The sequence below is a fragment of the Streptosporangium amethystogenes subsp. fukuiense genome (assembly GCF_042665875.1).
Classification (GTDB): domain Bacteria; phylum Actinomycetota; class Actinomycetes; order Streptosporangiales; family Streptosporangiaceae; genus Streptosporangium; species Streptosporangium fukuiense.
The window spans coordinates 2,962,784-2,983,322 of sequence record NZ_JBHTEE010000001.1; the positions used below are offsets into that span (position 1 = coordinate 2,962,784).

The following is a 20,539-nucleotide window of genomic DNA, read 5'->3' on the forward strand; positions in this document are numbered from 1 at the left end:
GAGTTTGCACAAACTAGGACGCTCCACCGGGGGTGTCAACGCCGCTGGATCCGGGGAGTTCGTCAGCGTGGCGGCGGCTGCACGAACTCCAAGGTGATCTCGTCCGGGTCGAGGAAGTAGCAGGCGAACCCGCCCGCGTTGACCCCGGCGGTGATCTCGTTGGGCGGCGAGACGAAACGCACCCCCGCCGCCGACAGCCGCGCGTACTCGGCACGGGCGTCGGTGACGGCGAGCGCCAGGTGGGCGGCGCCCGGCAGGTGCCTGGCCGGGTCCCTGCCCTCGCCGCGCGGGCGGACATACTCGACGAGTTCCAGGTCGTGGGTGGAGACCCCGCGCGGCTGACCGGGTACGGCCAGCTGCGCGATGCGCAGCACGGCGTCGGGGTAGCCGACGAGGCTGCGGGTGTAGTCGTTGTCCTGGTCCTGCCGGTGCACGAGCGTGAAGCCGAGCAGATCACGGTAGAAGGCCACGGACCTGTCAAGGTCGGCGACGGTGAAGGAGAAGTGCCAGACTCCCCTCATCGCAGCACCCCCTGTCTTTCGGGTTCGCTGGGTTCCGGAGTGGTCTCCACCGGTTTCGCCTGTGACTCCCGCACCCGGCGAACCTGGCGCTGCCGCCCGGCGATGGTGTAGATGGCCGCGGCCACGATGACCACGGTGCCGACGATCAGGCCCTGGTAGTTGGCCCCCAGATTGAGCACGTTGAACCCGTTGTCCAGAGTGAACAGGATCAGCGCGCCGACGACGGACTTCAGCACGCTGCCGAGGCCGCCGAACAGCGAGGTGCCGCCGAGGATCGCGGCGGCGAGCACGGTGAGCTCGGTGCCCTGCAGGCCTGTCGGGTTGATGGCCAGCAACTTGGCGGCGAACAGCACGCCGACGAAACCGGAGCCGAGACCGTTGAGCACGAACGCGCCGATCTTGTAGCGGTCGACGTTGATACCGGACAGGCGGGCGGCCTCGGCATTGCTGCCGACGGCGTACAGGCGGCGGCCGATCACGGTGTAGCGCAGCACGGCCCAGGTGATCGTGACGATCACGAGGAGGTAGTACGTGGGCTTGCTCAGCCGCAACTCGAAGCCGAGGACCGGGCTGAGCGCGATCAGGACGGCACCGGCCGCCACCGCGACGCCACCGCGCAGCGGGCTGCCGCCGGACCTGCGTGCGAGCAGGGCCAGCACCGCCCCGACGACCAGGACCACCGCTCCGGCGACGGCCAGGATGTGCGGGACCGTCCAGTACCCGGCCTGTAGCGCGATCAGCGCCCGCTGCGCGTCGGGGTCCTCGGCGGTGATCGTGCGGCCGTCGGTGAGGATGAGCACCAGGCCGCGTACGGCCGTCATGGTGCCCAACGTCACGATGAAGGCGTTGATACCGACCCGCTGGACGATCAGCCCGTTGACCGCACCGCAGAGGAGTCCCGCGCCCAGTGCGATCGCCATCGCCATCGGCAGCCCAAGCGTGCTGACCAGGCTGAGCACCGTCGCGGCCGAGAAGGCGGAGACCGAGGCGACGGAGAGGTCGAAGTTCCCACTGATCAGGACCACCGTGGTGAACACGGCGAGGATGGCCACCAGCGACGACTGGTCCAGGATGTTGACGATGTTGGTCGGTGACAGGTAACTCGGCCGGCCCAGCTGGGCCGAGAGCAGCGTCAGCACGGCGACGATGAGCACGAAGGCGTAGACCACCCCGGCGTTGCCGGGCCGCAGCGCGGCGGTCAGCCGCGAGCGCCGCGCGGGCAGGGCCGCGGGGGTGCGGGGCGAGGTCTCAGGCGGCACCCTGCGCACCTCCCTCACCGAATCCGTTGGCCAGCATCAGCAGTTCCTCCTCGGATGTCTCGTGTGCCGGTCGTTCGGCGACGATCCGGCCCTCGCGGACGACGAACACGCGGGTCGCCACCGCGAGGATCTCCTCGAACTCGCTGCTCACCATGAGCACGGCGCCTCCCCGGGCGGCGAATCCGCGGACGAGTTCGAGGATGTCGGCCTTGGCCCCGACATCGACTCCGGCGGTGGGCTCGTCGAGCATGAGGATCCGGGTCCCGCCGTGCAGCCACTTGCCGAAGACGACCTTCTGCGCGTTACCGCCGGACAGCTCGGTGACCATGGCCTCGGGTCCCGGGCAGACGATGCCAAGGTCCTCGATGACCCGGGCGGCACGCTCCGTCTCCGCGCCCTCCCCCGGGATCACCCGGCCCAGGGCCAGGGACGGCAGGTCGGGCAGTGAGATGTTCTTCCAGATCGGGAAGGTACCGATCAGGCCCTGGGCGTTACGGTCCTCGGGGACCAGCGCCATACCGGCGGCGACGGCCGCGCGCGGGCCTCGCCGCACCTTCTCGCCGGCGACCCGTACCTCACCGCGGGCGTGAGGGTCGGCGCCGTAGGCGGCGTGCAGAATCTCCGAGCGCCCGGAGCCGAGCAGGCCCGCGAAGCCGACGACCTCTCCCGGACGTACCTCGAAGGAGACGTCGCGTACGCCCGCCGGGGCGTTCAGCTCCCGCACGGCCAGCAACGCCGGTCCGGAGATCTCGGCGGGCGGGGCCGTGCGACGCTCCACGGCGAGCAGGTCCCGGCCGACGATCGCCTGGACCAGCCGGTCCTCGTCGTAGGCGTCCGTCTCCCCCTCCTCGACGACGGTCCCGTCCCGCAGGACGGTGACCCGGTCGGTGAGCGAGAGCACCTCGTCGAGGAAGTGCGAGACGTACAGGAACGCGGTGCCCTGGGCGCTGAGTCTCCTGACCACCTCGAAGACGACCTGCCGCTCGCCCTCGGCGAGCGAGGCGGTCGGCTCGTCCATGACGACGAGCTCGGCGCCGATGGCGAGCGCCTGGAGGATCGCCACCATCTGCCGCTCCCCGATGGCCAGGTCCATCACCTCGGCGTCGGGGTCGATCAGGTAGTTGACGCGCTCCAGCAGCCCGGCGAACTCCGCACGGCGGGCGCGCGGCAGCCGCCATGGCCCGGGAGCGCCGAGGAAGACGTTCTCCAGCACGGTGAGCGACGGGGCGAGCGGTACGTGCTGCATGATCGTCGCGACGCCCGCCTTCCTGGCGGATCCGGGGTCACGCCAGACGACCTCCTCGCCCTTCCAGCGCACGGTTCCCGTCGTCGGCGCGTGTACCCCGGCGATGACCTTGATCATCGTTGACTTACCCGCGCCGTTGGCACCCACCAGACCGTGCACGCTTCCCGGCAGGACGTTCAACCTCGCTCCCCGCAGTGCGACGGTGCCGTTGGGGAACGACTTGCCGACGCCCTCCAGGGAGAGCAGCGGGGCGGTCACCACTGCGGGGTGCAGTCGGCGACGTTGTCCTTCGTGATCGACGGGGTGTCGTAGGTCACGAAGGCGGCGTCCTGCCTCTGCTCACCGGTCAGGTGCTTGTAGAGGGTGGTCAGGGCGAGCCTGCCGAGGTCCTCGGGTTTGAAGCAGACCGTGCCCACCACGTCGCCCGCGTTGATCGCGTCGATTCCGAGCTTGCTGCCCCCGATGCCGATGACCTTGGCCTCGGAGCCCGCGGCCTTGACCGCCTTGGCACAGCCCACCGACATGTCGTCGGACTGGGCGTAGAAGAGCTGAACGCCGGGGTTGGACGCCAGCATGTTCTGGCACGCCGACTGGGCCTTGTCCTGCACCCAGTCTCCGGGCTGCCTGGCGACGACCTCGAACTTCGCCCCCTTCGCCTCGGAGGCCGCGGGGAAGTCCTGCCAGCGGTTGACGACCTCGGCGAAGCCCGCCGCGCCCTCGACGATGGCGATCTTGCCTCCGCCGGGCACGATCTGGGCGGCGATCTCCCCGGCCTTGCCGCCGGCCGCGTACTCGTCCTGGGTGACCAGGGCGACCAGCCCGGGGTAGACGTCCTTGAGCTTGCGGGTCTTGGGGTCGCCGACCTGGGAGGCCACCGCGACCGTGGGGATGTTCGCGGCCTTCAGCCGGTCGGCGAGGCCCTGCGCGACACCGGAGTCGACCGGCAGCATCAGTACGCCGTCGGGCTGCTGGGCCATCAGGTCCTGGATGTCGTTGCTCTGCTTGTCGGCCTTGCCCTGCGCGTCCAGTTCGACGATCGTGACGCCGAGCTTGGCCGCCTCCTCCTTGATGCCCTTGCCGATCGCGGCGGGGAAGGGAAAGCTCAGGCCGAGATTGGAGACGCCGATCGTGTACTGCTTCTTCCCGCTCTCCGGCGCGGCCTCATCCGTGCCCGAGGAGCCGCCACAGGCGGTCGCACCGACCGCGAGGGCGGCCACCACGAGGAATGCCTTCTTCATTGTTTCTCCTGCTGATAAGAGGTCAAACGTTTGACTTGACGGCGGCGCCCCATCGGCTCCGGCGAGGGGACCGCCGGGTTCCCCCGGCAGGGGAATCGCCTCCCTGGTCGGGTTCCCGGGTTCGAAACGGGCCGGGCTCGTCCGTCGCCCACCTCGGCCGAGGGAGGGGAGCGGAGGAGTCACGGACCGGTTCGTCATCGGGGCCGCTGTCACGAACCGCCCAGGACGAGCGTTCGCACCTCGCCCGCGATACGGCGCGCGTCCGGGACGAGCTCCTGCGCCAGGACCGGCGCGGCGGGCATTCTGACATCCGGCGTGCCGACGCGGATCGGGGGTGCCTTCAGCACCACCCCCGCGCCGACCACCCGCGCGACGACCTCCGCACCGAAACCGCCGGTGACATTGGCCTCGTGGACCACCGCGAGCCTGCCCGTGCGGCGGGCGCTGCCGACCACCGCGCCGGTGTCGAACGGGTTGAGCCAGGGCGTCTCGACCACCTCGACCCCGATGCCCTCCATGGCCAGGCTCCTGGCGGCCTCCACCGCCCGCCAGGTCATGGCGCCCCAGGTGACGACGGTGGCGTCGGAGCCCTCGTGGCGGATCCGCGAGCCGCCCATCGGCAGGACCGGGCCACCGACGCGCACCTCCTCCTTCGCCCCGAAGTAGAGAGTCCTGTTCTCGACCACCAGGACGGGGTCGTCACTGTGCACCGCCGTGACCAGCAGGTCGTGGGCGTCCTGCGGGGTGGACGGCATGCACACCCGCAGCCCGGGAACGTGCAGGAACAGCGCCTCCAGGCACTGGGAGTGCTGCGCGCACGCGCCCGGTCCGTTGCCCTGCTGGGTGCGGATCGTCAGCGGCGCCGCCAGGCGCCCGCCGGAGACGTAGCGGACGTTCGCCGCCTGGTTCACGATCTGGTCGAGCGCGACGAGCGAGAAGTCAGCCCACATGATCTCGACGACCGGGCGGCGGCCCATCATGGCCGCGCCCACGGCACTGCCGAGGATCGCCGACTCGCTGATCGGAGTGTCGAACGCGCGGTCACCGTACTGCTTGCGCAGGCCCCGCGTCACACCGAAGACGCCGCCGGGCACGCCCACGTCCTCGCCGTAGACGAGCGTCTCCGGCAACTCCTCCATCAGGCGGTGCAGCGCCGCGTTGACGGCCTCCCCGTACGACAGTTTGCGGGTGGTCTCGGAAACGGTGCTCTCAGGCATAGAGGTGCTCCATCACGGTCGCGGGGTCGGCGAGCGGTGCGGCCAGCGCGGCCGCGGCGGCGGCCTCGGTCTCGGCCCTCGCGCGGCTCTCGACCGCGTCGATCTCGGCCGCGGTAACACCGTCGGCGAGCAGGCCCTCACGCAGCCGCGCGATCGGCTCCCTGCGCCTGATCCGGTCCATCTCCCCAGGCCTGCGGTAGCTTTCCGCGTCACCGATGTAATGGCCGGAGATGCGCTCCGTCATGCACTCCAGCAGCGTCGGTCCGCCGCCCTCGCGGGCGACCTCGACGGCGTCGCGCACGTGGAAGCGGACCGCCTCGACGTCATTGCCGTCAATGCGATGGCCGGGCATGCCGTAGGCGGCGGCCCGGTCGGCCAGGCGTCCGCCGCGGACCATGTCGGCGATCGGGGTCAGCTCCGAGTAGCGATTGTTCTCGCACACGAAGACCACCGGGAGGTCGAAGGCGGCGGCGAAGTTCATCGCCTCGTGCACCGCGCCCTGGTTCATCGCACCGTCGCCGAAGACGGTGACCGCCACCCGCCCGGAGCCGTCGAACCGGCCGGCGAGCGCCGCGCCGCAGGCGATCGGAGCACCGGCGCCCACGATGGAGTTCTCGCCGTGGAAGCCGTACTCGGCGGCGGTGAAGTAGGCGGAGCCGCCCCTTCCGCCGTTGACGCCGGTGGCCCGGCCCATCAGCTCCGCGAAGAGCGGCTCGGCGGGCACGCCCCTGGCGAGCGCCCAACCGTGGCCGCGGTATGTCGCGAACAGCGCGTCCTCGGCTTGCAGGGCGTCGCAAGCGCCGACGGGGATCGCCTCCTGACCGATGCACAGGTGCACCGAGCCGACGATCGGCCCTTCGAGCCGCAGGTCGCGCACCTTCTCCTCGAAGGCCCGGATCCGCCACATGGCCAGCAGATCCGCGAGCCGTCGCTCACTCATCGTCGTTCTCCTTGGTTCGCCACGCCGCCAGCGCGGTCACACAGATCGTCTCGGCGTCGCCGAGGTAGGACTCGGGAGGCATCGGCAGCGGTCCCAGGCTCGCGAGCTCACCGGGAGCGGCCACCTCACGCAGGGTCTCGGCGAGCGCGCGACCGCGTGCCCGCGCCTCGTGGGCCGCCTTGTAGACCAGATCGTGCGCCTGCTCCCGCCCCAGGGCGGGGGCGAGGCGCATCATGTACGCCTCCGCCATGATCAGGCCACCCTCGGCACCGAGGTTGCTCCGCATCGCCTCGGGGAAGACCTGCAGCCCCCGGGCCACCTCCGCGGCCGTGGCCAGCGCGCCCGCGGCGAGCTCGGCGAGCTGCGGCACCACGTACCACTCCACCTGCCACTCGCCCGCGGCCCGCTCATGGCCCGCCTCCATCGCCCGGAACACCGCGGAACTGAGCGCCCCCGCCGTGCCGGACATCCCGATGATGGCCTCGCAGCCGATCGGGTTGGCCTTCTGCGGCATCGTGGAGGACGCGCCGCGATGGTGGCCGCCCGCCTCGCGAACCTCTCCGACCTCGGTCCTGGACAGGTCGACGATCTCGCGGGCGAACCTGGCGGCGGTCGCCGTGACACCCGCGCAGACGACTCCGAACTCGGCGACTCCGTCCCTGGCCACGTGCCAGGGCACGTCGGTCGGCACCAACCCGAGCCGGGAGGCCACGCCTTTCCTGACCACGGCCGCCTGCTCGCCCATCGCGGCGGAGGTACCGCCGGCGCCGAACAGGGAGACGAGCGGGACCTGCCTCGCGGCGGTGCGCAGCCGCCGGCGCTGGCGGGTGACCTCGGCGAGCAGCACCGCCATCTTCGCGCCGAAGGTGGTGGGCACGGCCTGCTGGGCGTGGGTCCGCGCGGCCACGACGGTGCCCGCGTGTTCCTCGACCAGCTCGGCGAGCACTCCGCCGAAGGCGTCCAGCAGCGCGGTCAGGTGGTCCAGCGCCTCCCTCATCTGCAGCGAGAGACCGCTGTCCATGATGTCCTGGGTGGTCGCCCCGTAGTGCACGCGGCCGTTGGGCCCCTCGGGCAGCGCCGCGGCGATCATGCGCACCAGCGGGAGGATGGGATAGCCGACGTTGACGGCTTCCTGCCAGAGGCGCTCGACGTCGATGTTGGCCGGTACGCAAGCCCCGATGATGGCCTCGGCGTCGCTCTCGTCGATCACCCCCGCCTCGGCCTGTGCCTGGGCCAGCGCGGCCTCGACCCGCAGCCAGGAGAGCACGGTGCGTTCGGCGGAGAAGACATCGGCCATGCCCGCGTCGCCGAACAACTTGGGCAGCAGCTTGAAGGTCTGCACGGTCAGTTCATCTCCAGTCCGCCGTCGACGTTGAGCGCCTGGCCGGTGACGAACGACGCGAGGTCGCTGGCGAGGAAGAGCACGGCGGAGGCCAGCTCGTCCGGGCGGCCGGGACGCCGGAGCGGGGAGCGGTCGCTGACCTCCTTGAGATAGTGCGCGCCCGCGTCCGGGCCGAAGCGGGCGTCACGATCGGCGATGATTCCGTCCCACATGGGGGTGAGGAAGATCCCTGGGCAGACCGCGTTGACCCGCACCGGCGCGAAGGCCTCCGCGGCCGACTTGGTCAGCGACAGCAGCGCGGTCTTGGTCGCCGAGTAGTGGGCGGCGTTGGGCCGCCCCGAGCGGGCGGCGACGGAGGCGAGGGTCACAATGGACCCGCCGCCCTGCTCGACCATCCGGCGCCCGACGGCCTGGGTGATCCAGAAGGCGCCATTGAGGTTGACGTCGACGACGCGCCGCCACTCCTCCGGCGACACATCCAGCAGGGGCGTGGTGCGCATGACCCCCGCGCAGTTCACCAGGATGTCGATCCGGCCGATCCCCTCGGCCAGCGCCACCGCCTGGCCGGGGTCGGTGAGGTCGGTGGCCCACTCGCGCGCCCCAAGAGAGGAGGCGGCCTCGGTGAGCCGCGGCCCTGCGAGATCGGAGACGACGAGGTCGGCTCCCGCTTCGGCCAGCGCCTGGGCGCATCCGAAACCCAGACCTCCCGCGGCACCGGTGACGAGCGCCGTGCGCCCCGTCAGGTCGATCGTGACAGCCATCCCCGAGGATCCCCTTTGGTTGGTCAAACGATTGACTGGGAATGTAGCAGTGGCCTCACAAAACGGACAAGAGGTCGGTCAATCGTTTTTATTGCGAAATTTTTCTGGTGTTAACCCGCTCCGCAGCGCTTCCACGGACCGGTGTGCGCCCGGAAGTCGCGGGGCTCACCTGGGCGTTCCGGTACGGATACGGGCCGGTGCCGGACACTCGCTCCCCCGAGACAAGTGTCCGGCACCGGCCCGTACGCCGGCCGCCCGGATTCCCGCTATGCCGGTGACATCACCGGGTCGTCCGAGCGCGCGGCGGGCGGCGGGGTGTCGCCGCCGTCATCGTCGTCGTCCAGGAGGGTCGTCTCGTCGAACGGGACCCTCCCCGCCAGTACCTCGGCCGCGCGCTCCCGGTCGAACTCGCCGGTCCAGGTGCCGACCAGGACCGTGGCGACCGCGTTGCCCGCGAAGTTGGTCAGCGCCCGCGCCTCGGACATGAAACGGTCGATGCCGACGATGAGACCGACGCCGTCGACCAGGTCGGGGCGGTGGGACTGCAGGCCCCCGGCGAGGGTGGCCAGGCCGGCGCCGGTGACCCCGGCCGCGCCCTTCGACGCGATCATCATGAAGACCAGCAGGGAGATCTGCTCTCCGAAGGAGAGCGGCGCGCCGGTGGCGCTCGCGACGAACAGCGTGGCCATGGTGAGGTAGATGGCGGTGCCGTCCAGGTTGAAGGAGTAGCCGGTCGGCACGGTGATCCCGGCGACCGGCCGGCTCACGCCGAGGTGCTCCATCTTGGCGATCAGGCGCGGCAGCGCCGACTCCGACGACGAGGTCGACAGGATCAGCAGGAACTCCCTGCCCAGGTAGCGCAGGAGCGAGAGCAGCCCGATCCGCGCCACCAGCCAGAGCATCGGGCCGAGGACGACGAACACGAAGAGCAGGCAGGTCACGTAGAAGGCGAGCATGATGACGCCGAGGCTCTTGAGCGCGTCCACGCCGGTGGCGCCGACGACCGCGGCCATCGCGCCGAAGGCGCCGACGGGGGCGGCCCACATGATCATGGCGAGGATCCGGAAGACGAGCCGCTGGATGTGCGCGATGCCGTTCAGCACGGGCCTGCCGCGTTCGCCCATCGCCTGCAGGGCGAACCCGGCGAGCAGCGCGACGAGAAGGGTCTGCAGCACCTCGCCCTCGGTGAACGCCGAGACCAGCGTGGTGGGGATGATCCCGAGCAGGAACGTCACCGTGTCGCTCTCGCCGCCCTTGGCCGCCTCGGCCTCGGCGGCCTTGCGGAGCTCGTCGGTGAGCGCGAGGCCCTGCCCCGGGTCGATCAGGTTGCCCACGAGCAGGCCGATGCCCAGCGCGACCGTCGACATGGCGAGGAAGTAGCCGAGCGCGAGACCACCGACCTTGCCGACCTTGGCGGCCTTGGTGACGGATCCGACGCCGAGCACGATGGTGCAGAAGATGATCGGGCTGATCATCATCTTGATCAGGGCGACGAAGGCGGTGCCGAGTGGCTTCAGCTCCTTGCCGAGATCGGGGGCGACGAGCCCGACCGTGACTCCGGCGACCACAGCGGCGATCACGGCTATGTACAGGTAGTGTGTTCTATCTCGGGCCGCGCTCATGCGTGTCTCCACCGTGGTAGAAGAAAAATCCGGTCGAGCGACTATCCGTCGACGCTGTGATCTAAGTCACCATTGCGTACATTTCGTTCGTGAACTTGCGGGAGCTTTCCAGACAGGTGCGTGGCTGGAGCCTGGCCAGGCAGATGCTGGCGCTGCAGATCGTCGTCGTGGGCGTCACCGTGATCGGTGGTGCGCTGCTCGCCTTCCTGCAGATGCGCGACCTGCTCGTCGAGGAGGCCGTCGGCACCGCCAGAGCGGTGACGGTCAGCGTGGCCGACTCCCCCTCCGTCCTCGCCTCCCTGGGCGACTCGACGGCCCTGCAGCCGTACGCGGAACGGGTGAGGCGGGAGACCGGGGTCGACTTCATCACGATCATGAGCCTGGACGGCGTGCGCTACACGCATCCCAACCCGGCCCAGATCGGCCACCGCTTCCTCGGCAACACCGCACCCGCCCTGGCCGGGCAGGTCTTCACCGAGACCTACACCGGCACCCTCGGCCCCTCGGTCCGCGCCGTCGCCCCGGTCCGTGATGACCGCGGCCGGGTGAGGGCCCTGGTCAGCGCGGGCATCACGATCAACAAGATCAGCGTCAGGCTCCGCGGCCAGATCGCCGGCGCCGCGCTGATCGGCCTGCTCGGCCTGTCCCTCGGCGGGGTGGGCACCTACCTGGTCGGGGCCCGGCTACGCCGCCAGACCCACGGCATGGGCCCCACCGAGCTGAGCCGGATGTACGAGTACCACGACGCGATCCTGCACGCCGTACGGGAGGGGCTGCTGCTCGTCGACGACGCGGGCAGGGTGACGCTCTGCAACGACGGCGCCCGGGAGCTCCTGGGCCTCGCGGGCGAGGTGAACGGACGGCACGTCACCGAGCTGGGCCTTCCCACCGCACTGGGCGAGCGGCTCTCGACGGCCGAGAACCGCACCGACGAGATCCATATGACCGGGGAGCGGACGCTGGTGGTGAACGCGGCGGTGGTCCGCTCAGGCAACCGCTCGCTCGGCACCGTGGTCACCCTCCGCGACCACACCGAGCTGCAGTCCCTGGCCGGGCAGCTGGACGCCGAGCGCGGCTTCGCCGACTCCCTGCGGGCCGCCGCGCACGAGTCGGCCAACCGGCTTCACACGGTCATCACCCTCGTCGAGCTTGGCCGCGCCGAGCAGGCCGTGGCGTTCGCGACCGCGGAGATCAGGGCCGCACAGCAGCTCACCGACCGGGTGGTGGGCGCCGTACGCGAACCCGTGCTCGCCGCGCTGCTGCTGGGCAAGAGCGCCGAGGCCGGGGAACGGGGGGTGGAGCTGGCGATCACCGCGGACAGCGAGCTCGACGACCTCGGCCTGGACACCCGCGATCTGGTGACGATCGTCGGCAACCTGATAGACAACGCGGCCGAAGCCGCCACGGCGGGAACCCCTCCCGCCCGGGTGGAGGTGCGGCTGCGCGCCGACGAGACGGCCTTCGTGATCAGCGTGGCCGACAGCGGCCCGGGGCTCGACCCCGCGACGGCGGGCGAGGCCTTCCGCAGGGGATGGACCACCAAGGGCGACGGCCGCGGCCTCGGGCTGGCCATGGTCGGCCAGGCGGTCCGCCGCCTGGGCGGAACGATCGAGGTCGGTCACCCGGTACGACCGCCCCATGCGACGGGGACGGCCCGTACCATCCCGGAGAGCACCGTCCTGGAGAGCACCGTCCTGGAGAGCACCGTCCTGGAGAGCGGGGCGGGCGCGGTGTTCACCGTACGGCTGCCGCTGCGCGGAAAGGAAATGTGATGATCTCGGTACTGGTGGTCGAGGACGAGGAGATCACCGCCGAGGCGAACCGGGTCTTCGTGGAGCGGGTGCCCGGCTTCCGGGTGGCGGGGGTGGCCAGATCCGGCGGGGAGGCACTGCGCTTCCTACGGCACCACCCGGTCGATCTGATCCTGCTCGACCTCTACCTGCCCGACGTGCACGGTCTTGAGGTGTGCCGGACGCTGCGGGCGGCGGGCGTGATGTCGGACGTCATAGCGGTCACCTCCGCACGGGACCTGTCGGTGGTCAGGTCCGCGGTCTCCGTCGGTGTGGCCCAGTATCTGCTCAAGCCGTTCACCTTCGCCTCGCTCAAGGAGAAGCTCACCCACTACGCGGAGTTCCGCTCCTCGGTGGAGGGCCTGGGAGAGGCCAGCGGCCAAGGCGAGGTGGACCGCACCCTGGCGGCGCTGCGGGGTCCGGCGCAGAGCCTCCTGCCCAAGGGGATGACCCAGGCCACTCTCGACGCCGTGCTGGCGGAGCTACGCAAATCTCCCGGCGGCCTGTCGGCCCAGACCACCGGGGCTGCGATCGGCGTCTCCCGGGTGACCGCCCGCCGCTACCTGGAGCATCTGACGGAGAGCGGAATCACCCGCCGGGTTCCCCAGTACGGTGGGGTCGGACGGCCCGAGCTGCTCTACCGGGTCGTTTGACGCCCTCCGGGAGCACGGCGGCGCCGGACCTGGTAGGAAAAAGGACAGCCCGCCCTGCCACCTGCGGGCAAAGGAGCCAGCCATGACCTTTTTCACGGCCTCATCGAACCTGTTCGGGACGGTGTTCGTCGTCCAGGTGCTCGGAGAGCTCGACTACCGGCACGCCCCTGTCCTCCGCCTGGAGATGGAGAACGCCTGGGAGGTCGAAGCGCCTTCTCTGATCGTGGCCGATGTCACGGGGCTCACCTTCTGCGACTCCACCGGGGTCGCGGAGCTGATCCTGGTGCTCCAGCGGAGTCGCGCTCTGGGTGTCCGTCTTGCGCTCGTCGGCGTGCACGGCACCCTGGAGCGCATTCTCGCCATCACCGGCCTGCGCCCCTCCTTCGAGGTCTTCACCTCTGTCGAGGAGGCGCTGCAGGAGGTCTGATCAGCTGTTGCCGTTGTCCAGCGGCACCCGAGGGGCGTCGATGATGACATCCGAGAAGATGTCGACCGCCAGAGCGACCACTCCACCGATCGCGACGATCCCGGTCCCGATCCAGAAGAGCATCCAGTTGGGGCCGAGGCACAGGGCCACGCCTCCCACGGTGAACCCCAGCAGAATGATGATCACCGCAAGCCAAGACTTGGGACTTCCTCCGTGGCTTCCAGCCATGAGCCTTTCCTCTCCACATGAATCAGTGATGCGCGCCGTCCGCCGCGGCGATCACCCGGTTCAGCGACCGGTGGAGCTCCTGGAGCTCCTCCAGGTTCGTTCCCAGACGCCTGACGATCGCCGGCGGAACCTTCTCCGCCTCGTCCCGCAGCCCTCGGCCCTCCGGCGTGAGCGAGACTGCCAGGACACGCTGGTCCTGGCCGTCACGCTGCCTCCGGATGTAGCCAACGGCCTCGAGACGCTTCAGCAGCGGGGACAGCGTACCGGGGTCGAGTCTCAGTAGCTTGCTCAGCTCCTTGACCGACAGCGGCGCCTGCTCCCAGAGGGCGAGCATGACCAAATACTGGGGGTGGGTCAGCCCCATCGGCTCCAGCAGCGGCCGGTAGACCCCGATGACGTTGCGCGAGGCGACCGCCAGGGCGAAACACACCTGGCTCTCCAGACTTAGCGGATCAGTCATGTCACTCACACGCACCTCCACCCGACATAGTACGATAATTAATACACAAACTATTATCGCCCCAAGCATCGGCGAGCAAAGGATCCCCATGTTTCACAGCAAGTCGATCGAGGAGCGGATCGCCGAGCGCCAGGCCACGCGACCCGCGCTCAAGGAGGGCCGTAACTTCGAGCACGGCCCGGCGAAGTTCGTCTTCATCTTCGTGATCGTCTTCGTGGTCGTCGGCCACCTCGCCGGACTGCTGCTGCTGATGGCCATGGACCTGAACTAGAGGGAGTGCCCCCTCCCCGGTCACCACACGTCCCGGCCGCCGCCGAAGGCACCGCCGCGGGCGCCGTCGCGAGCACCGTCGGCGACCGGCCCTCGCGGCCAGGCCCGCGACGCGTTCCGGCCAGCCGGATCCATGTTCGAAACATGAGAGGATGAGGTCCGGTTGGCCAGGGTGGGACCGTCCGCCCGGATCAGCCGGATCGGCCAGATCAGGAGGTCTGCATGTCTGACGTCACGCCGGAGGAGCCGGAGAGTTCCGACGACGAACTGAAGCGTAAGTTCCGCGAGGCCCTGGAGCGCAAGAAGCTCGCCCAGGCGGACGCGAACGCCGGGGGCAAGGGGAAGAACGCCTCGAAGATCCACGGTGCTCACGGCCCGGCTGCGGCCAAGCGCTCCTTCCGCCGCAAGAGTGGCGGCTGAGCCGCGCACCCGAACCGGGTCCGGATGCCCCGGACCGATCGCCGCCCGGCTGGCGTCCGGCCAGCGGGCGGCACCGCCCCCCCCTTTGAAAGGCGCCGTGTGCCTGCAATAGGCTGCGTCTGTGCGTGATCTTGGCGAGGACCCCCGACCGGTTCGAGGCGCGGTCAGCGAGGTCTACCGTGTCGACCGGGCGGCGACCCTGAACTACTCCCCCGACCTCGACGGGCTCGCCGACCCCGGCGAGATCGTCTGGGCCTGGGTCCCCTACGAGGAGGACCCGAACCGCGGCAAGGACCGGCCGCTGCTGGTCGTCGGCCGCCACGGGCACAAGCTGCTCGCGCTGATGCTGTCCAGCCGAGGTGGCAACGGCGATCCGAGCGACTGGCTGGAGCTCGGCCCCGGCCGCTGGGACCGGGAGAACCGCGTCTCCTACCTGCGTCTCGACCGGATCTTCGCTCTCGACGAGGACGACATCCGGCGGGAGGGCTCCGTCCTCGACGCCGAGCGCTTCGCCCGCGTGGCCGCTGTGCTCAAGCGCACCCACGGCTGGGCCGCCGACGGCTGAGGCCGGGAGACACCCCACGCGAACCCGCCGAAAAGCGGCGGGCGAGTCAGCATCCTGTTGTTCCATGGACAACAAACGACTGGTTCGAGTCTCCAAATATCTCTCCGCGCATCTCCGGCACCAGCCCGAGCGCATCGGGCTGGTCCTCGACCCGCAGGGGTGGGCGGACATCGACGCCCTGCTCGCCGCCGCCGCGCGGCACGGCTTGGTGATCACCCGCGACGAGCTCGCGCAGGTGGTCGCGGGCAACGACAAGCGGCGCTTCACCATCGAGGGTGACCGGATCCGCGCCAACCAGGGCCACTCGGTCGAGGTCGCCCTGGACCTTCCCGCGGTCGAGCCGCCCGAGGTCCTGTTCCACGGAACGGTGGGCTCACGCGTGGCCGCCATCAGGAAGGACGGCCTGCGGCCGATGACCCGGCACGCGGTGCACCTCTCCCCCGATCGGGAAACCGCGACCCGGGTGGGTGCGCGCCGGGGCAGGCCGGTCGTGCTGGTCGTCCGCTCAGGTGAGATGCACCGGGCGGGTCACGAGTTCCAGGTCAGTGCCAACGGCGTCTGGCTGACCGCCCACGTGCCGTCCGCCCACATCTCGTTTCCCGGCTGAGGGACCTCCCACGGCGAGGGGCACCGTTTCCAGCGCACCCCAAAGATCTCGGGCGTCCGTACCCTCCGGCCATGTGTGCCCGCACTCCAGGTAAACACCTAGGTTTTTCGTGCTCGACTCAGCCTGACGGAAGCCAACCATTGACCTTCCAACATATTCGGGTGTAAATAAAGCTGAAACAACATGGAAACGGCGGTGAATCAACAGCATGTACGCCGAGGAGCGGCAGCAGGAGATCCTGCGCCGAGCGCGAACCATCGGACGTGTGGACGTGGTGACGCTCTCGGAGGAGTTCGCCGTCACCACCGAGACGATCCGCCGGGACCTGACCGCACTGGAACGCTCGGGGGTGCTGCGGCGCGTGCACGGCGGGGCGATCCCGGTCGAGCGCCTCGGTTTCGAACCCGAGCTGGCCGCCCGCGACGAGGTGATGATCGCGGAGAAGGAGTGCATCGCCAAGGCGGCGCTGGCCGAGCTTCCCGAGGACGGCGCGATCATCATCGACGCCGGCTCGACAACCGGAAGGCTCGCACAGGCGCTGCCGACCGACCGGGAGCTGACCGTGATCGTGAACTCCCCGCCGCTGGCCACCGCGCTGGCCACCCGCGCGAACCTGACGGTGATCATGCTGGGGGGGCGGGTGCGGGGGCGGACCCTGGCCACCGTTGATGACTGGGCGCTGCGGCCGTTGGCCGAGTTGCACGTGGACGTGGCGTTCATGGCGGCCAACGGCTGTTCGGTGGCCAAGGGGCTGACGACCCCGGATCCGGCCGAGGCCGCGATCAAGCGGGCGATGGTCACCGCGGCGCAGCGCTGCGTGCTGCTGGCCGATCACACCAAGTTCGCCAACACCTATCTGGCCCGGTTCGCCGCGCTCCAGGAGATCGATGTGGTGATCAGTGACATGGGTCTCGACAGCGGGGTGGCGGCCGAGCTGGCCGCGGCCGGGCCCGAGGTGATCCGGGCGTGATCGTCACCTTGACCCTCAATCCCAGCCTGGATCGCACGATCGAGGTGGCCTCGCTGCGGCGCGGGGCGGTGATCCGGGCGGCCGCGACGCATCTGGACCCCGGCGGCAAGGGGGTCAACGTCTCGCGGGCGTTGCTGGCCAACCGGGTCCGCTCGTGTGCGGTGGTGCCCTTCGGCGGGGACGAGGGGCGGCGGCTGGTGAGCCTGCTGTCGGCCGAGGGGATCGAGATGGTCACCGTGCCGGTGGCCGGGGCCACCCGTTCCAATGTCGCGCTGGCCGAGCCGGACGGCACGGTCACGAAGATCAACGAGCCGGGGACGGCGTTGTCGCCGGCCGAGCTGGAGGCTCTGGCCGCCGCGGTGCTCGGTGCGGCCGGCTCGGCGGACTGGGTGGTGGCCTCGGGGAGTCTGCCGCCGCGGGTGCCCGTCGATGTCTATGCCCGCCTGTGTGAGCGTTTCACCGGGGCCGGGATCAACGTCGCGGTCGACACCAGCGGGCCTGCGTTCGTTCACGCGCTCACCCAGGCTCCGGCCCTGGTCAAGCCCAACCGGGAGGAGTTGAGCGAGGCCACCGGCATGGTCATCTCCTGCCTGGGGGATGCGATCAAGGCGGCCGAAAGTCTGCGGGCCCGGGGCGCGGGCACGGTGCTGGCCAGTCTGGGCGCCGACGGCGCGATTTTGTTGCAAGGCGATCAGGTGTGGTTCGGCCGGTGCGCGCTGGCCGAGCCGCGTAGTTCGGTTGGTGCCGGTGACGCGATGCTGGCGGGGTTCCTGGCCGCCGGCGCGTGCGGGCAGGAGGCGTTGGTCGAGGCGCTGGCCTGGGCGACCGCCGCGGTCGGGCTGCCGGGCAGCCGGATGCCCGGCCCTGATGACATTCGGCGTGATGACGTGCGTGTCATCGCCGCCGATCCCACCCTGCCGCTGCGGTCCGGGGGCTGACAGCGGCGCGGATCCACCCCCCTGGCCGGTCTCCCCTCTTTTCCTTGGGGGCCGGCCGCCCCGGAAGGAGCACAATCACATGAGCGAATACACCCCCACCATCACCGGAACCGGGGTGAAAGCGAAGATCCAGCGTTTCGGCGGGTATCTGGCCGGGATGATCATGCCGAACATCGGGGCGTTCATCGCCTGGGGTCTGATCACCGCCTTGTTCATCCCGACCGGCTGGCTGCCGAACGAGAGCCTGGCGGCTCTGGTCGGGCCGATGATCACCACGCTGCTGCCCGTCCTGATCGGTTATACCGGCGGGCGGATGGTCCATGGCCAGCGGGGTGCGGTGGTCGGCGCGGTGGCCACCATGGGTGTCGTGGTGGGCGCGGAGAACCCGATGTTCCTCGGCGCGATGATCATGGGGCCGCTGGCGGCGTTCCTGATCAAGCTCATCGACGCCTTCCTCGCCGACCGGATCAAGGCCGGCTTTGAGATGCTGGTCGACAACTTCAGCGCCGGTATCGTCGGCGGCGCGATGGCCCTGGTGGGTGTGTGGGGCATCGGCCCGGTCGTCTCGGCGGTCACCACCGCGGCCGGCAACGCGGTGGGCTGGCTGGTGGAGTCCAACCTGCTGCCGCTGGCCTCGATCCTGATCGAGCCGGCCAAGGTGTTGTTCCTCAACAACGCGATCAATCACGGGGTGCTGACCCCGCTGGGCGCCAACGAGGTGACCCAGTTCGGTAAGTCGATCCTGTTCATGCTGGAGTCCAACCCCGGCCCGGGCCTGGGGTTGTTGCTGGCCTACATGTTCTTCGGGCCGCGTCTGCTGCGTCCCAGCACCCCGGCGGCGATCATCATTCACTTCCTGGGCGGGATCCATGAGATCTACTTCCCGTATGTGCTGATGAAGCCCCGGCTGATCCTGGCGGTCATCGCCGGTGGCGCCACCGGCATCCTGGTCTTCATCATGACCGGTGCGGGTCTGGTGTCGGCGGCCTCGCCGGGCAGTATCTTCGCCTACCTGGCGGTGACGCCCAAGGGTGGCTGGTTCGGGGTGCTGGCCGGGATCTTCGCCGCGACCGCGGTGTCCTTCGCGGTGGCCTCGGTCCTGCTCGGTTTCGGCCGCGGCAAGGACGAGGGCGAAGGCGAAGGCGAAGGCCAGGGCCAGGGCGAGGGCGAGGGCGTCGCCGGGTCCGAGGGTGCGCCCACCCTCAAGGAGGCCTGAGCGGTGGCCAAGAGCGTATCCGTCCTGAAGGAGGTCTGAGCGGTGCCCAGTATCGACAGCAAGGACATCCGTAAGATCATCGTGGCGTGTGACGCGGGGATGGGCAGCAGCGTGATGCTGGCCACCCAGTTGCGCAAGCAGTTGAAAAGCCACAATGTCCAGGTCGAGCACACCCCGGTCAACTCGATTCCGGCCGATGCCGATGTGGTTCTCTGTCATGCGGGTCTGGCCGGCCGGGCCCGGGCCGGCGCCCCGGAGAAGGTACTGGTCTCCTTCCAGGTCTTCATCGGGGACCCGGCGGTGACCAGGCTGATCAACACGATCAAGAACGGTGGCATCGTCGATGCCTGAGGCCGCGCCACTACCGCTGGACCCACGCGCCATCCTGCTGGAGGCCTCCGCCACCGGCCGTGATGACGCGATCGGCCAGTGCGGTCAGGCGCTGCTCGAGGTGGGCGCGGTGGAAAGCTCCTATATCGCCGCGATGCTGGAGCGGGAGCGTTCGATCTCCACCTACGTCGGCGAAGGGGTCGCCATCCCGCACGGCACCCTGGCCGCGAAGGACGCCGTTCACCATGACGCGATCTGCGTGCTGCGCTTTCCCCAGGGCGTCGACTGGGACGGCGAGCAGGTCACGGTGTGTATCGGTATCGCGGCCAAGGGCGATGGTCATGTGCGGCTGCTGGCCGAACTCGCCCAGATCCTGATGGATCCCGAGCAGGCCCGGGCCCTTCGCGAGGCGACCGAGGTCGCCCAGGTGGTCGGGCTGCTGCAACCCAACGAAGGGGACGAAGCACAGTGAAGGTCGCCCGTTTCTACGCTCCCGGCGATATCCGCGTCGAGGAGGCGCCGGAGCCCGTCGCCGGACCGGGTGAGATCAAGATCGGTGTGCGCAACTGCTCGACCTGCGGCACGGATGTGAAGATCTCCAGACACGGTCATCACCACATCCGGCCGCCCAGGGTCATGGGGCACGAGATCGCCGGTGAGGTCGCCGAGGTCGGCGAGGGGGTGAGCGGATGGGTTGCGGGCGAGCGGGTGCAGGTGATCGCCGCGATCCCGTGCGGCAGCTGCGCCGAGTGCCTGCGGGGCCGGATGACGGTGTGCCCGAACCAGGAGTCGATGGGGTATCACTACGACGGCGGTTTCGCCGACTACATGATCATCCCGGCCAAGGTGCTCGCGGTCGACGGCGTCAACCGGATCCCTGACGGGGTCGGTTTCGCCGAGGCCTCGGTGGCCGAGCCGCTGGCCTGTGTGCTCAACGGCCAGGAACTGGCCCGGGTCGGCGAGGGCGACGACGTGGTGATCATGGGGTCGGGCCCGATCGGCTGCCTGCACGTGCGGCTGGCCCGCTCGCGCGGCGCGGGCCGGGTCTTCCTGGTCGACATCAACGCCGAGCGGCTGGAGATGGCCGCCGCTCTGGTCGCCCCGGACGCGGCGGTGCACGGCCAGGACGTGGTCGAGCAGGTGCTCAAGCTGACCGAGGACAGGGGCGCCGATGTCGTCATCACCGCCGCGGCCTCGGGGGCGGCCCAGGAGCAGGCGTTGCGGATGGCGGCCCGTCAGGGGCGGATCAGTTTCTTCGGTGGTCTGCCCAAGGACAATCCGATCATCGGGTGTGACTCCAATCTGGTGCACTACCGGGAGTTGACCATCGTGGGGGCGAACGGGTCCAGTCCCGCGCACAACGCGCGGGCTCTGGGGTTGATCGCCGACGGTTCGGTGCCGGTCTCCGATCTGATCACGCATCGGTTGCCGCTCGCGGAGGTTCTGGAGGGGATCGACATCGTCAGCAGGGGCGAGGCCATCAAGGTCACCATCGAACCCTGACCGCCCCGGCCCCCGG

The 20,539-nt window shown here is 70.0% G+C and carries 24 protein-coding genes; 13 read left to right on the top strand and 11 right to left on the bottom strand.

Translation table 11 applies throughout. From position 1 onward, the window contains the following. Window positions 1-62: 62 nt before the first annotated feature. From ACFQVD_RS12880 to ACFQVD_RS12920, 9 genes are all read right to left on the bottom strand, one after another. Entirely contained in the window at window positions 63-521 is a 459-nt protein-coding gene (locus ACFQVD_RS12880) for a VOC family protein (protein ID WP_343961008.1), read from the bottom strand. Then, a complete protein-coding gene (locus ACFQVD_RS12885; protein ID WP_343961006.1) occupies window positions 518-1,780 on the bottom strand; it encodes an ABC transporter permease in 1,263 nt (420 codons plus the stop codon). The genes ACFQVD_RS12880 and ACFQVD_RS12885 overlap by 4 nt, the downstream gene beginning before the upstream one ends. Beyond that, complete coding sequence (locus ACFQVD_RS12890) at window positions 1,770-3,284, bottom strand: sugar ABC transporter ATP-binding protein (protein WP_343961004.1); 1,515 nt, start codon at window positions 3,282-3,284, stop codon at window positions 1,770-1,772. The genes ACFQVD_RS12885 and ACFQVD_RS12890 overlap by 11 nt, the downstream gene beginning before the upstream one ends. Continuing rightward, window positions 3,281-4,264, bottom strand: a complete 984-nt coding sequence (locus ACFQVD_RS12895; protein WP_343961002.1) for a sugar ABC transporter substrate-binding protein — start codon at window positions 4,262-4,264, stop codon at window positions 3,281-3,283. The genes ACFQVD_RS12890 and ACFQVD_RS12895 overlap by 4 nt, the downstream gene beginning before the upstream one ends. A gap of 209 nt (window positions 4,265-4,473) precedes the next feature. Further along, window positions 4,474-5,481: an alpha-ketoacid dehydrogenase subunit beta gene (locus tag ACFQVD_RS12900; protein WP_343961000.1), complete on the bottom strand. Its 1,008-nt coding sequence runs from the start codon at window positions 5,479-5,481 to the stop codon at window positions 4,474-4,476. Further along, window positions 5,474-6,421 carry a thiamine pyrophosphate-dependent dehydrogenase E1 component subunit alpha gene (locus ACFQVD_RS12905; protein WP_343960998.1) on the bottom strand — a complete coding sequence of 316 codons (948 nt, stop codon included), beginning with the start codon at window positions 6,419-6,421 and terminating at the stop codon, window positions 5,474-5,476. The genes ACFQVD_RS12900 and ACFQVD_RS12905 overlap by 8 nt, the downstream gene beginning before the upstream one ends. Then, window positions 6,414-7,763, bottom strand: a complete 1,350-nt coding sequence (locus tag ACFQVD_RS12910; RefSeq protein WP_343960996.1) for a class-II fumarase/aspartase family protein — start codon at window positions 7,761-7,763, stop codon at window positions 6,414-6,416. Before ACFQVD_RS12910 ends, ACFQVD_RS12905 begins: the two co-directional genes overlap by 8 nt. 2 nt (window positions 7,764-7,765) lie before the next feature. Further along, window positions 7,766-8,524, bottom strand: coding sequence for an SDR family NAD(P)-dependent oxidoreductase (locus tag ACFQVD_RS12915; RefSeq protein WP_343960994.1), 759 nt, complete (start codon window positions 8,522-8,524; stop codon window positions 7,766-7,768). Window positions 8,525-8,790: 266 nt separating this feature from the next. After that, the gene (locus ACFQVD_RS12920; protein ID WP_343960991.1) at window positions 8,791-10,146 is read right to left on the bottom strand and encodes a cation:dicarboxylate symporter family transporter; all 1,356 of its coding nucleotides are present in this window, start codon (window positions 10,144-10,146) and stop codon (window positions 8,791-8,793) included. An 89-nt stretch (window positions 10,147-10,235) separates the two neighbouring features. Here ACFQVD_RS12920 and ACFQVD_RS12925 point away from each other — a divergent pair, with 89 nt between their 5' ends. The 3 genes from ACFQVD_RS12925 to ACFQVD_RS12935 all read left to right on the top strand — a co-directional run bounded on the left by ACFQVD_RS12925 (window position 10,236) and on the right by ACFQVD_RS12935 (window position 13,016). Continuing rightward, window positions 10,236-11,918: a sensor histidine kinase gene (locus ACFQVD_RS12925; protein ID WP_343960989.1), complete on the top strand. Its 1,683-nt coding sequence runs from the start codon at window positions 10,236-10,238 to the stop codon at window positions 11,916-11,918. Continuing rightward, window positions 11,918-12,589: a response regulator gene (locus tag ACFQVD_RS12930; RefSeq protein ID WP_343960987.1), complete on the top strand. Its 672-nt coding sequence runs from the start codon at window positions 11,918-11,920 to the stop codon at window positions 12,587-12,589. The genes ACFQVD_RS12925 and ACFQVD_RS12930 overlap by 1 nt, the downstream gene beginning before the upstream one ends. Before the next feature lie 82 nt (window positions 12,590-12,671). Beyond that, window positions 12,672-13,016 (top strand): anti-sigma factor antagonist, encoded by a 345-nt coding sequence (locus tag ACFQVD_RS12935; protein WP_343960985.1) that lies wholly within the window; start codon window positions 12,672-12,674, stop codon window positions 13,014-13,016. Here ACFQVD_RS12935 and ACFQVD_RS12940 read toward each other — a convergent pair whose 3' ends face one another. Together ACFQVD_RS12940 and ACFQVD_RS12945 are read right to left on the bottom strand one after the other, a co-directional pair. After that, window positions 13,017-13,244: an HGxxPAAW family protein gene (locus tag ACFQVD_RS12940; RefSeq protein WP_343960983.1), complete on the bottom strand. Its 228-nt coding sequence runs from the start codon at window positions 13,242-13,244 to the stop codon at window positions 13,017-13,019. A gap of 22 nt (window positions 13,245-13,266) precedes the next feature. Then, complete coding sequence (locus tag ACFQVD_RS12945; RefSeq protein WP_343960980.1) at window positions 13,267-13,704, bottom strand: MarR family winged helix-turn-helix transcriptional regulator; 438 nt, start codon at window positions 13,702-13,704, stop codon at window positions 13,267-13,269. Between the two features lie 88 nt (window positions 13,705-13,792). On the opposite strand from ACFQVD_RS12945, the gene ACFQVD_RS12950 reads away from it, so the two are divergent. The 10 genes from ACFQVD_RS12950 to ACFQVD_RS12995 all read left to right on the top strand — a co-directional run bounded on the left by ACFQVD_RS12950 (window position 13,793) and on the right by ACFQVD_RS12995 (window position 20,523). Beyond that, window positions 13,793-13,975 carry a hypothetical protein gene (locus tag ACFQVD_RS12950; RefSeq protein WP_343960978.1) on the top strand — a complete coding sequence of 61 codons (183 nt, stop codon included), beginning with the start codon at window positions 13,793-13,795 and terminating at the stop codon, window positions 13,973-13,975. A 221-nt stretch (window positions 13,976-14,196) separates the two neighbouring features. Then, entirely contained in the window at window positions 14,197-14,394 is a 198-nt protein-coding gene (locus tag ACFQVD_RS12955) for a DUF5302 domain-containing protein (protein WP_343960976.1), read from the top strand. Between the two features lie 121 nt (window positions 14,395-14,515). Then, window positions 14,516-14,959: a type II toxin-antitoxin system PemK/MazF family toxin gene (locus ACFQVD_RS12960; RefSeq protein WP_343960974.1), complete on the top strand. Its 444-nt coding sequence runs from the start codon at window positions 14,516-14,518 to the stop codon at window positions 14,957-14,959. A gap of 64 nt (window positions 14,960-15,023) precedes the next feature. Then, a complete protein-coding gene (locus ACFQVD_RS12965; RefSeq protein WP_343960971.1) occupies window positions 15,024-15,566 on the top strand; it encodes an RNA 2'-phosphotransferase in 543 nt (180 codons plus the stop codon). Window positions 15,567-15,774: 208 nt separating this feature from the next. Next, complete coding sequence (locus tag ACFQVD_RS12970; protein WP_386271183.1) at window positions 15,775-16,536, top strand: DeoR/GlpR family DNA-binding transcription regulator; 762 nt, start codon at window positions 15,775-15,777, stop codon at window positions 16,534-16,536. Further along, complete coding sequence (pfkB, locus tag ACFQVD_RS12975) at window positions 16,533-17,474, top strand: 1-phosphofructokinase (protein ID WP_386271185.1); 942 nt, start codon at window positions 16,533-16,535, stop codon at window positions 17,472-17,474. Before ACFQVD_RS12970 ends, pfkB begins: the two co-directional genes overlap by 4 nt. Window positions 17,475-17,553: 79 nt before the next feature. Beyond that, window positions 17,554-18,690, top strand: coding sequence for a mannitol-specific PTS transporter subunit IIC (gene mtlA, locus ACFQVD_RS12980; RefSeq protein WP_386271187.1), 1,137 nt, complete (start codon window positions 17,554-17,556; stop codon window positions 18,688-18,690). Window positions 18,691-18,732: 42 nt separating this feature from the next. Next, window positions 18,733-19,041, top strand: coding sequence for a PTS lactose transporter subunit IIB (locus ACFQVD_RS12985; protein WP_386271189.1), 309 nt, complete (start codon window positions 18,733-18,735; stop codon window positions 19,039-19,041). After that, on the top strand, window positions 19,022-19,492 hold the full coding sequence (locus tag ACFQVD_RS12990) for a PTS sugar transporter subunit IIA (protein ID WP_343982482.1): 471 nt from the start codon (window positions 19,022-19,024) through the stop codon (window positions 19,490-19,492). The genes ACFQVD_RS12985 and ACFQVD_RS12990 overlap by 20 nt, the downstream gene beginning before the upstream one ends. Further along, window positions 19,489-20,523, top strand: a complete 1,035-nt coding sequence (locus ACFQVD_RS12995) for a zinc-dependent dehydrogenase (RefSeq protein WP_386271191.1) — start codon at window positions 19,489-19,491, stop codon at window positions 20,521-20,523. The genes ACFQVD_RS12990 and ACFQVD_RS12995 overlap by 4 nt, the downstream gene beginning before the upstream one ends. The last annotated feature ends 16 nt before the right edge of the window (window positions 20,524-20,539 follow it).

What these genes read in the sequence shown, in the direction of transcription:
- ACFQVD_RS12915 (WP_343960994.1), bottom strand. Translation starts at nt 8,524, where the DNA reads ATGGCTGTCACGATCGACCTGACGGGGCGCACGGCGCTCGTCACCGGT.
- ACFQVD_RS12950 (WP_343960978.1), top strand. Translation starts at nt 13,793, where the DNA reads ATGTTTCACAGCAAGTCGATCGAGGAGCGGATCGCCGAGCGCCAGGCC.
- ACFQVD_RS12965 (WP_343960971.1), top strand. Translation starts at nt 15,024, where the DNA reads ATGGACAACAAACGACTGGTTCGAGTCTCCAAATATCTCTCCGCGCAT.
- ACFQVD_RS12955 (WP_343960976.1), top strand. Translation starts at nt 14,197, where the DNA reads ATGTCTGACGTCACGCCGGAGGAGCCGGAGAGTTCCGACGACGAACTG.
- ACFQVD_RS12920 (WP_343960991.1), bottom strand. Translation starts at nt 10,146, where the DNA reads ATGAGCGCGGCCCGAGATAGAACACACTACCTGTACATAGCCGTGATC.
- ACFQVD_RS12970 (WP_386271183.1), top strand. Translation starts at nt 15,775, where the DNA reads ATGTACGCCGAGGAGCGGCAGCAGGAGATCCTGCGCCGAGCGCGAACC.
- ACFQVD_RS12945 (WP_343960980.1), bottom strand. Translation starts at nt 13,704, where the DNA reads ATGACTGATCCGCTAAGTCTGGAGAGCCAGGTGTGTTTCGCCCTGGCG.
- ACFQVD_RS12905 (WP_343960998.1), bottom strand. Translation starts at nt 6,421, where the DNA reads ATGAGTGAGCGACGGCTCGCGGATCTGCTGGCCATGTGGCGGATCCGG.
- ACFQVD_RS12880 (WP_343961008.1), bottom strand. Translation starts at nt 521, where the DNA reads ATGAGGGGAGTCTGGCACTTCTCCTTCACCGTCGCCGACCTTGACAGG.
- mtlA (WP_386271187.1), top strand. Translation starts at nt 17,554, where the DNA reads ATGAGCGAATACACCCCCACCATCACCGGAACCGGGGTGAAAGCGAAG.
- ACFQVD_RS12930 (WP_343960987.1), top strand. Translation starts at nt 11,918, where the DNA reads ATGATCTCGGTACTGGTGGTCGAGGACGAGGAGATCACCGCCGAGGCG.
- ACFQVD_RS12935 (WP_343960985.1), top strand. Translation starts at nt 12,672, where the DNA reads ATGACCTTTTTCACGGCCTCATCGAACCTGTTCGGGACGGTGTTCGTC.
- ACFQVD_RS12900 (WP_343961000.1), bottom strand. Translation starts at nt 5,481, where the DNA reads ATGCCTGAGAGCACCGTTTCCGAGACCACCCGCAAACTGTCGTACGGG.
- ACFQVD_RS12940 (WP_343960983.1), bottom strand. Translation starts at nt 13,244, where the DNA reads ATGGCTGGAAGCCACGGAGGAAGTCCCAAGTCTTGGCTTGCGGTGATC.
- ACFQVD_RS12895 (WP_343961002.1), bottom strand. Translation starts at nt 4,264, where the DNA reads ATGAAGAAGGCATTCCTCGTGGTGGCCGCCCTCGCGGTCGGTGCGACC.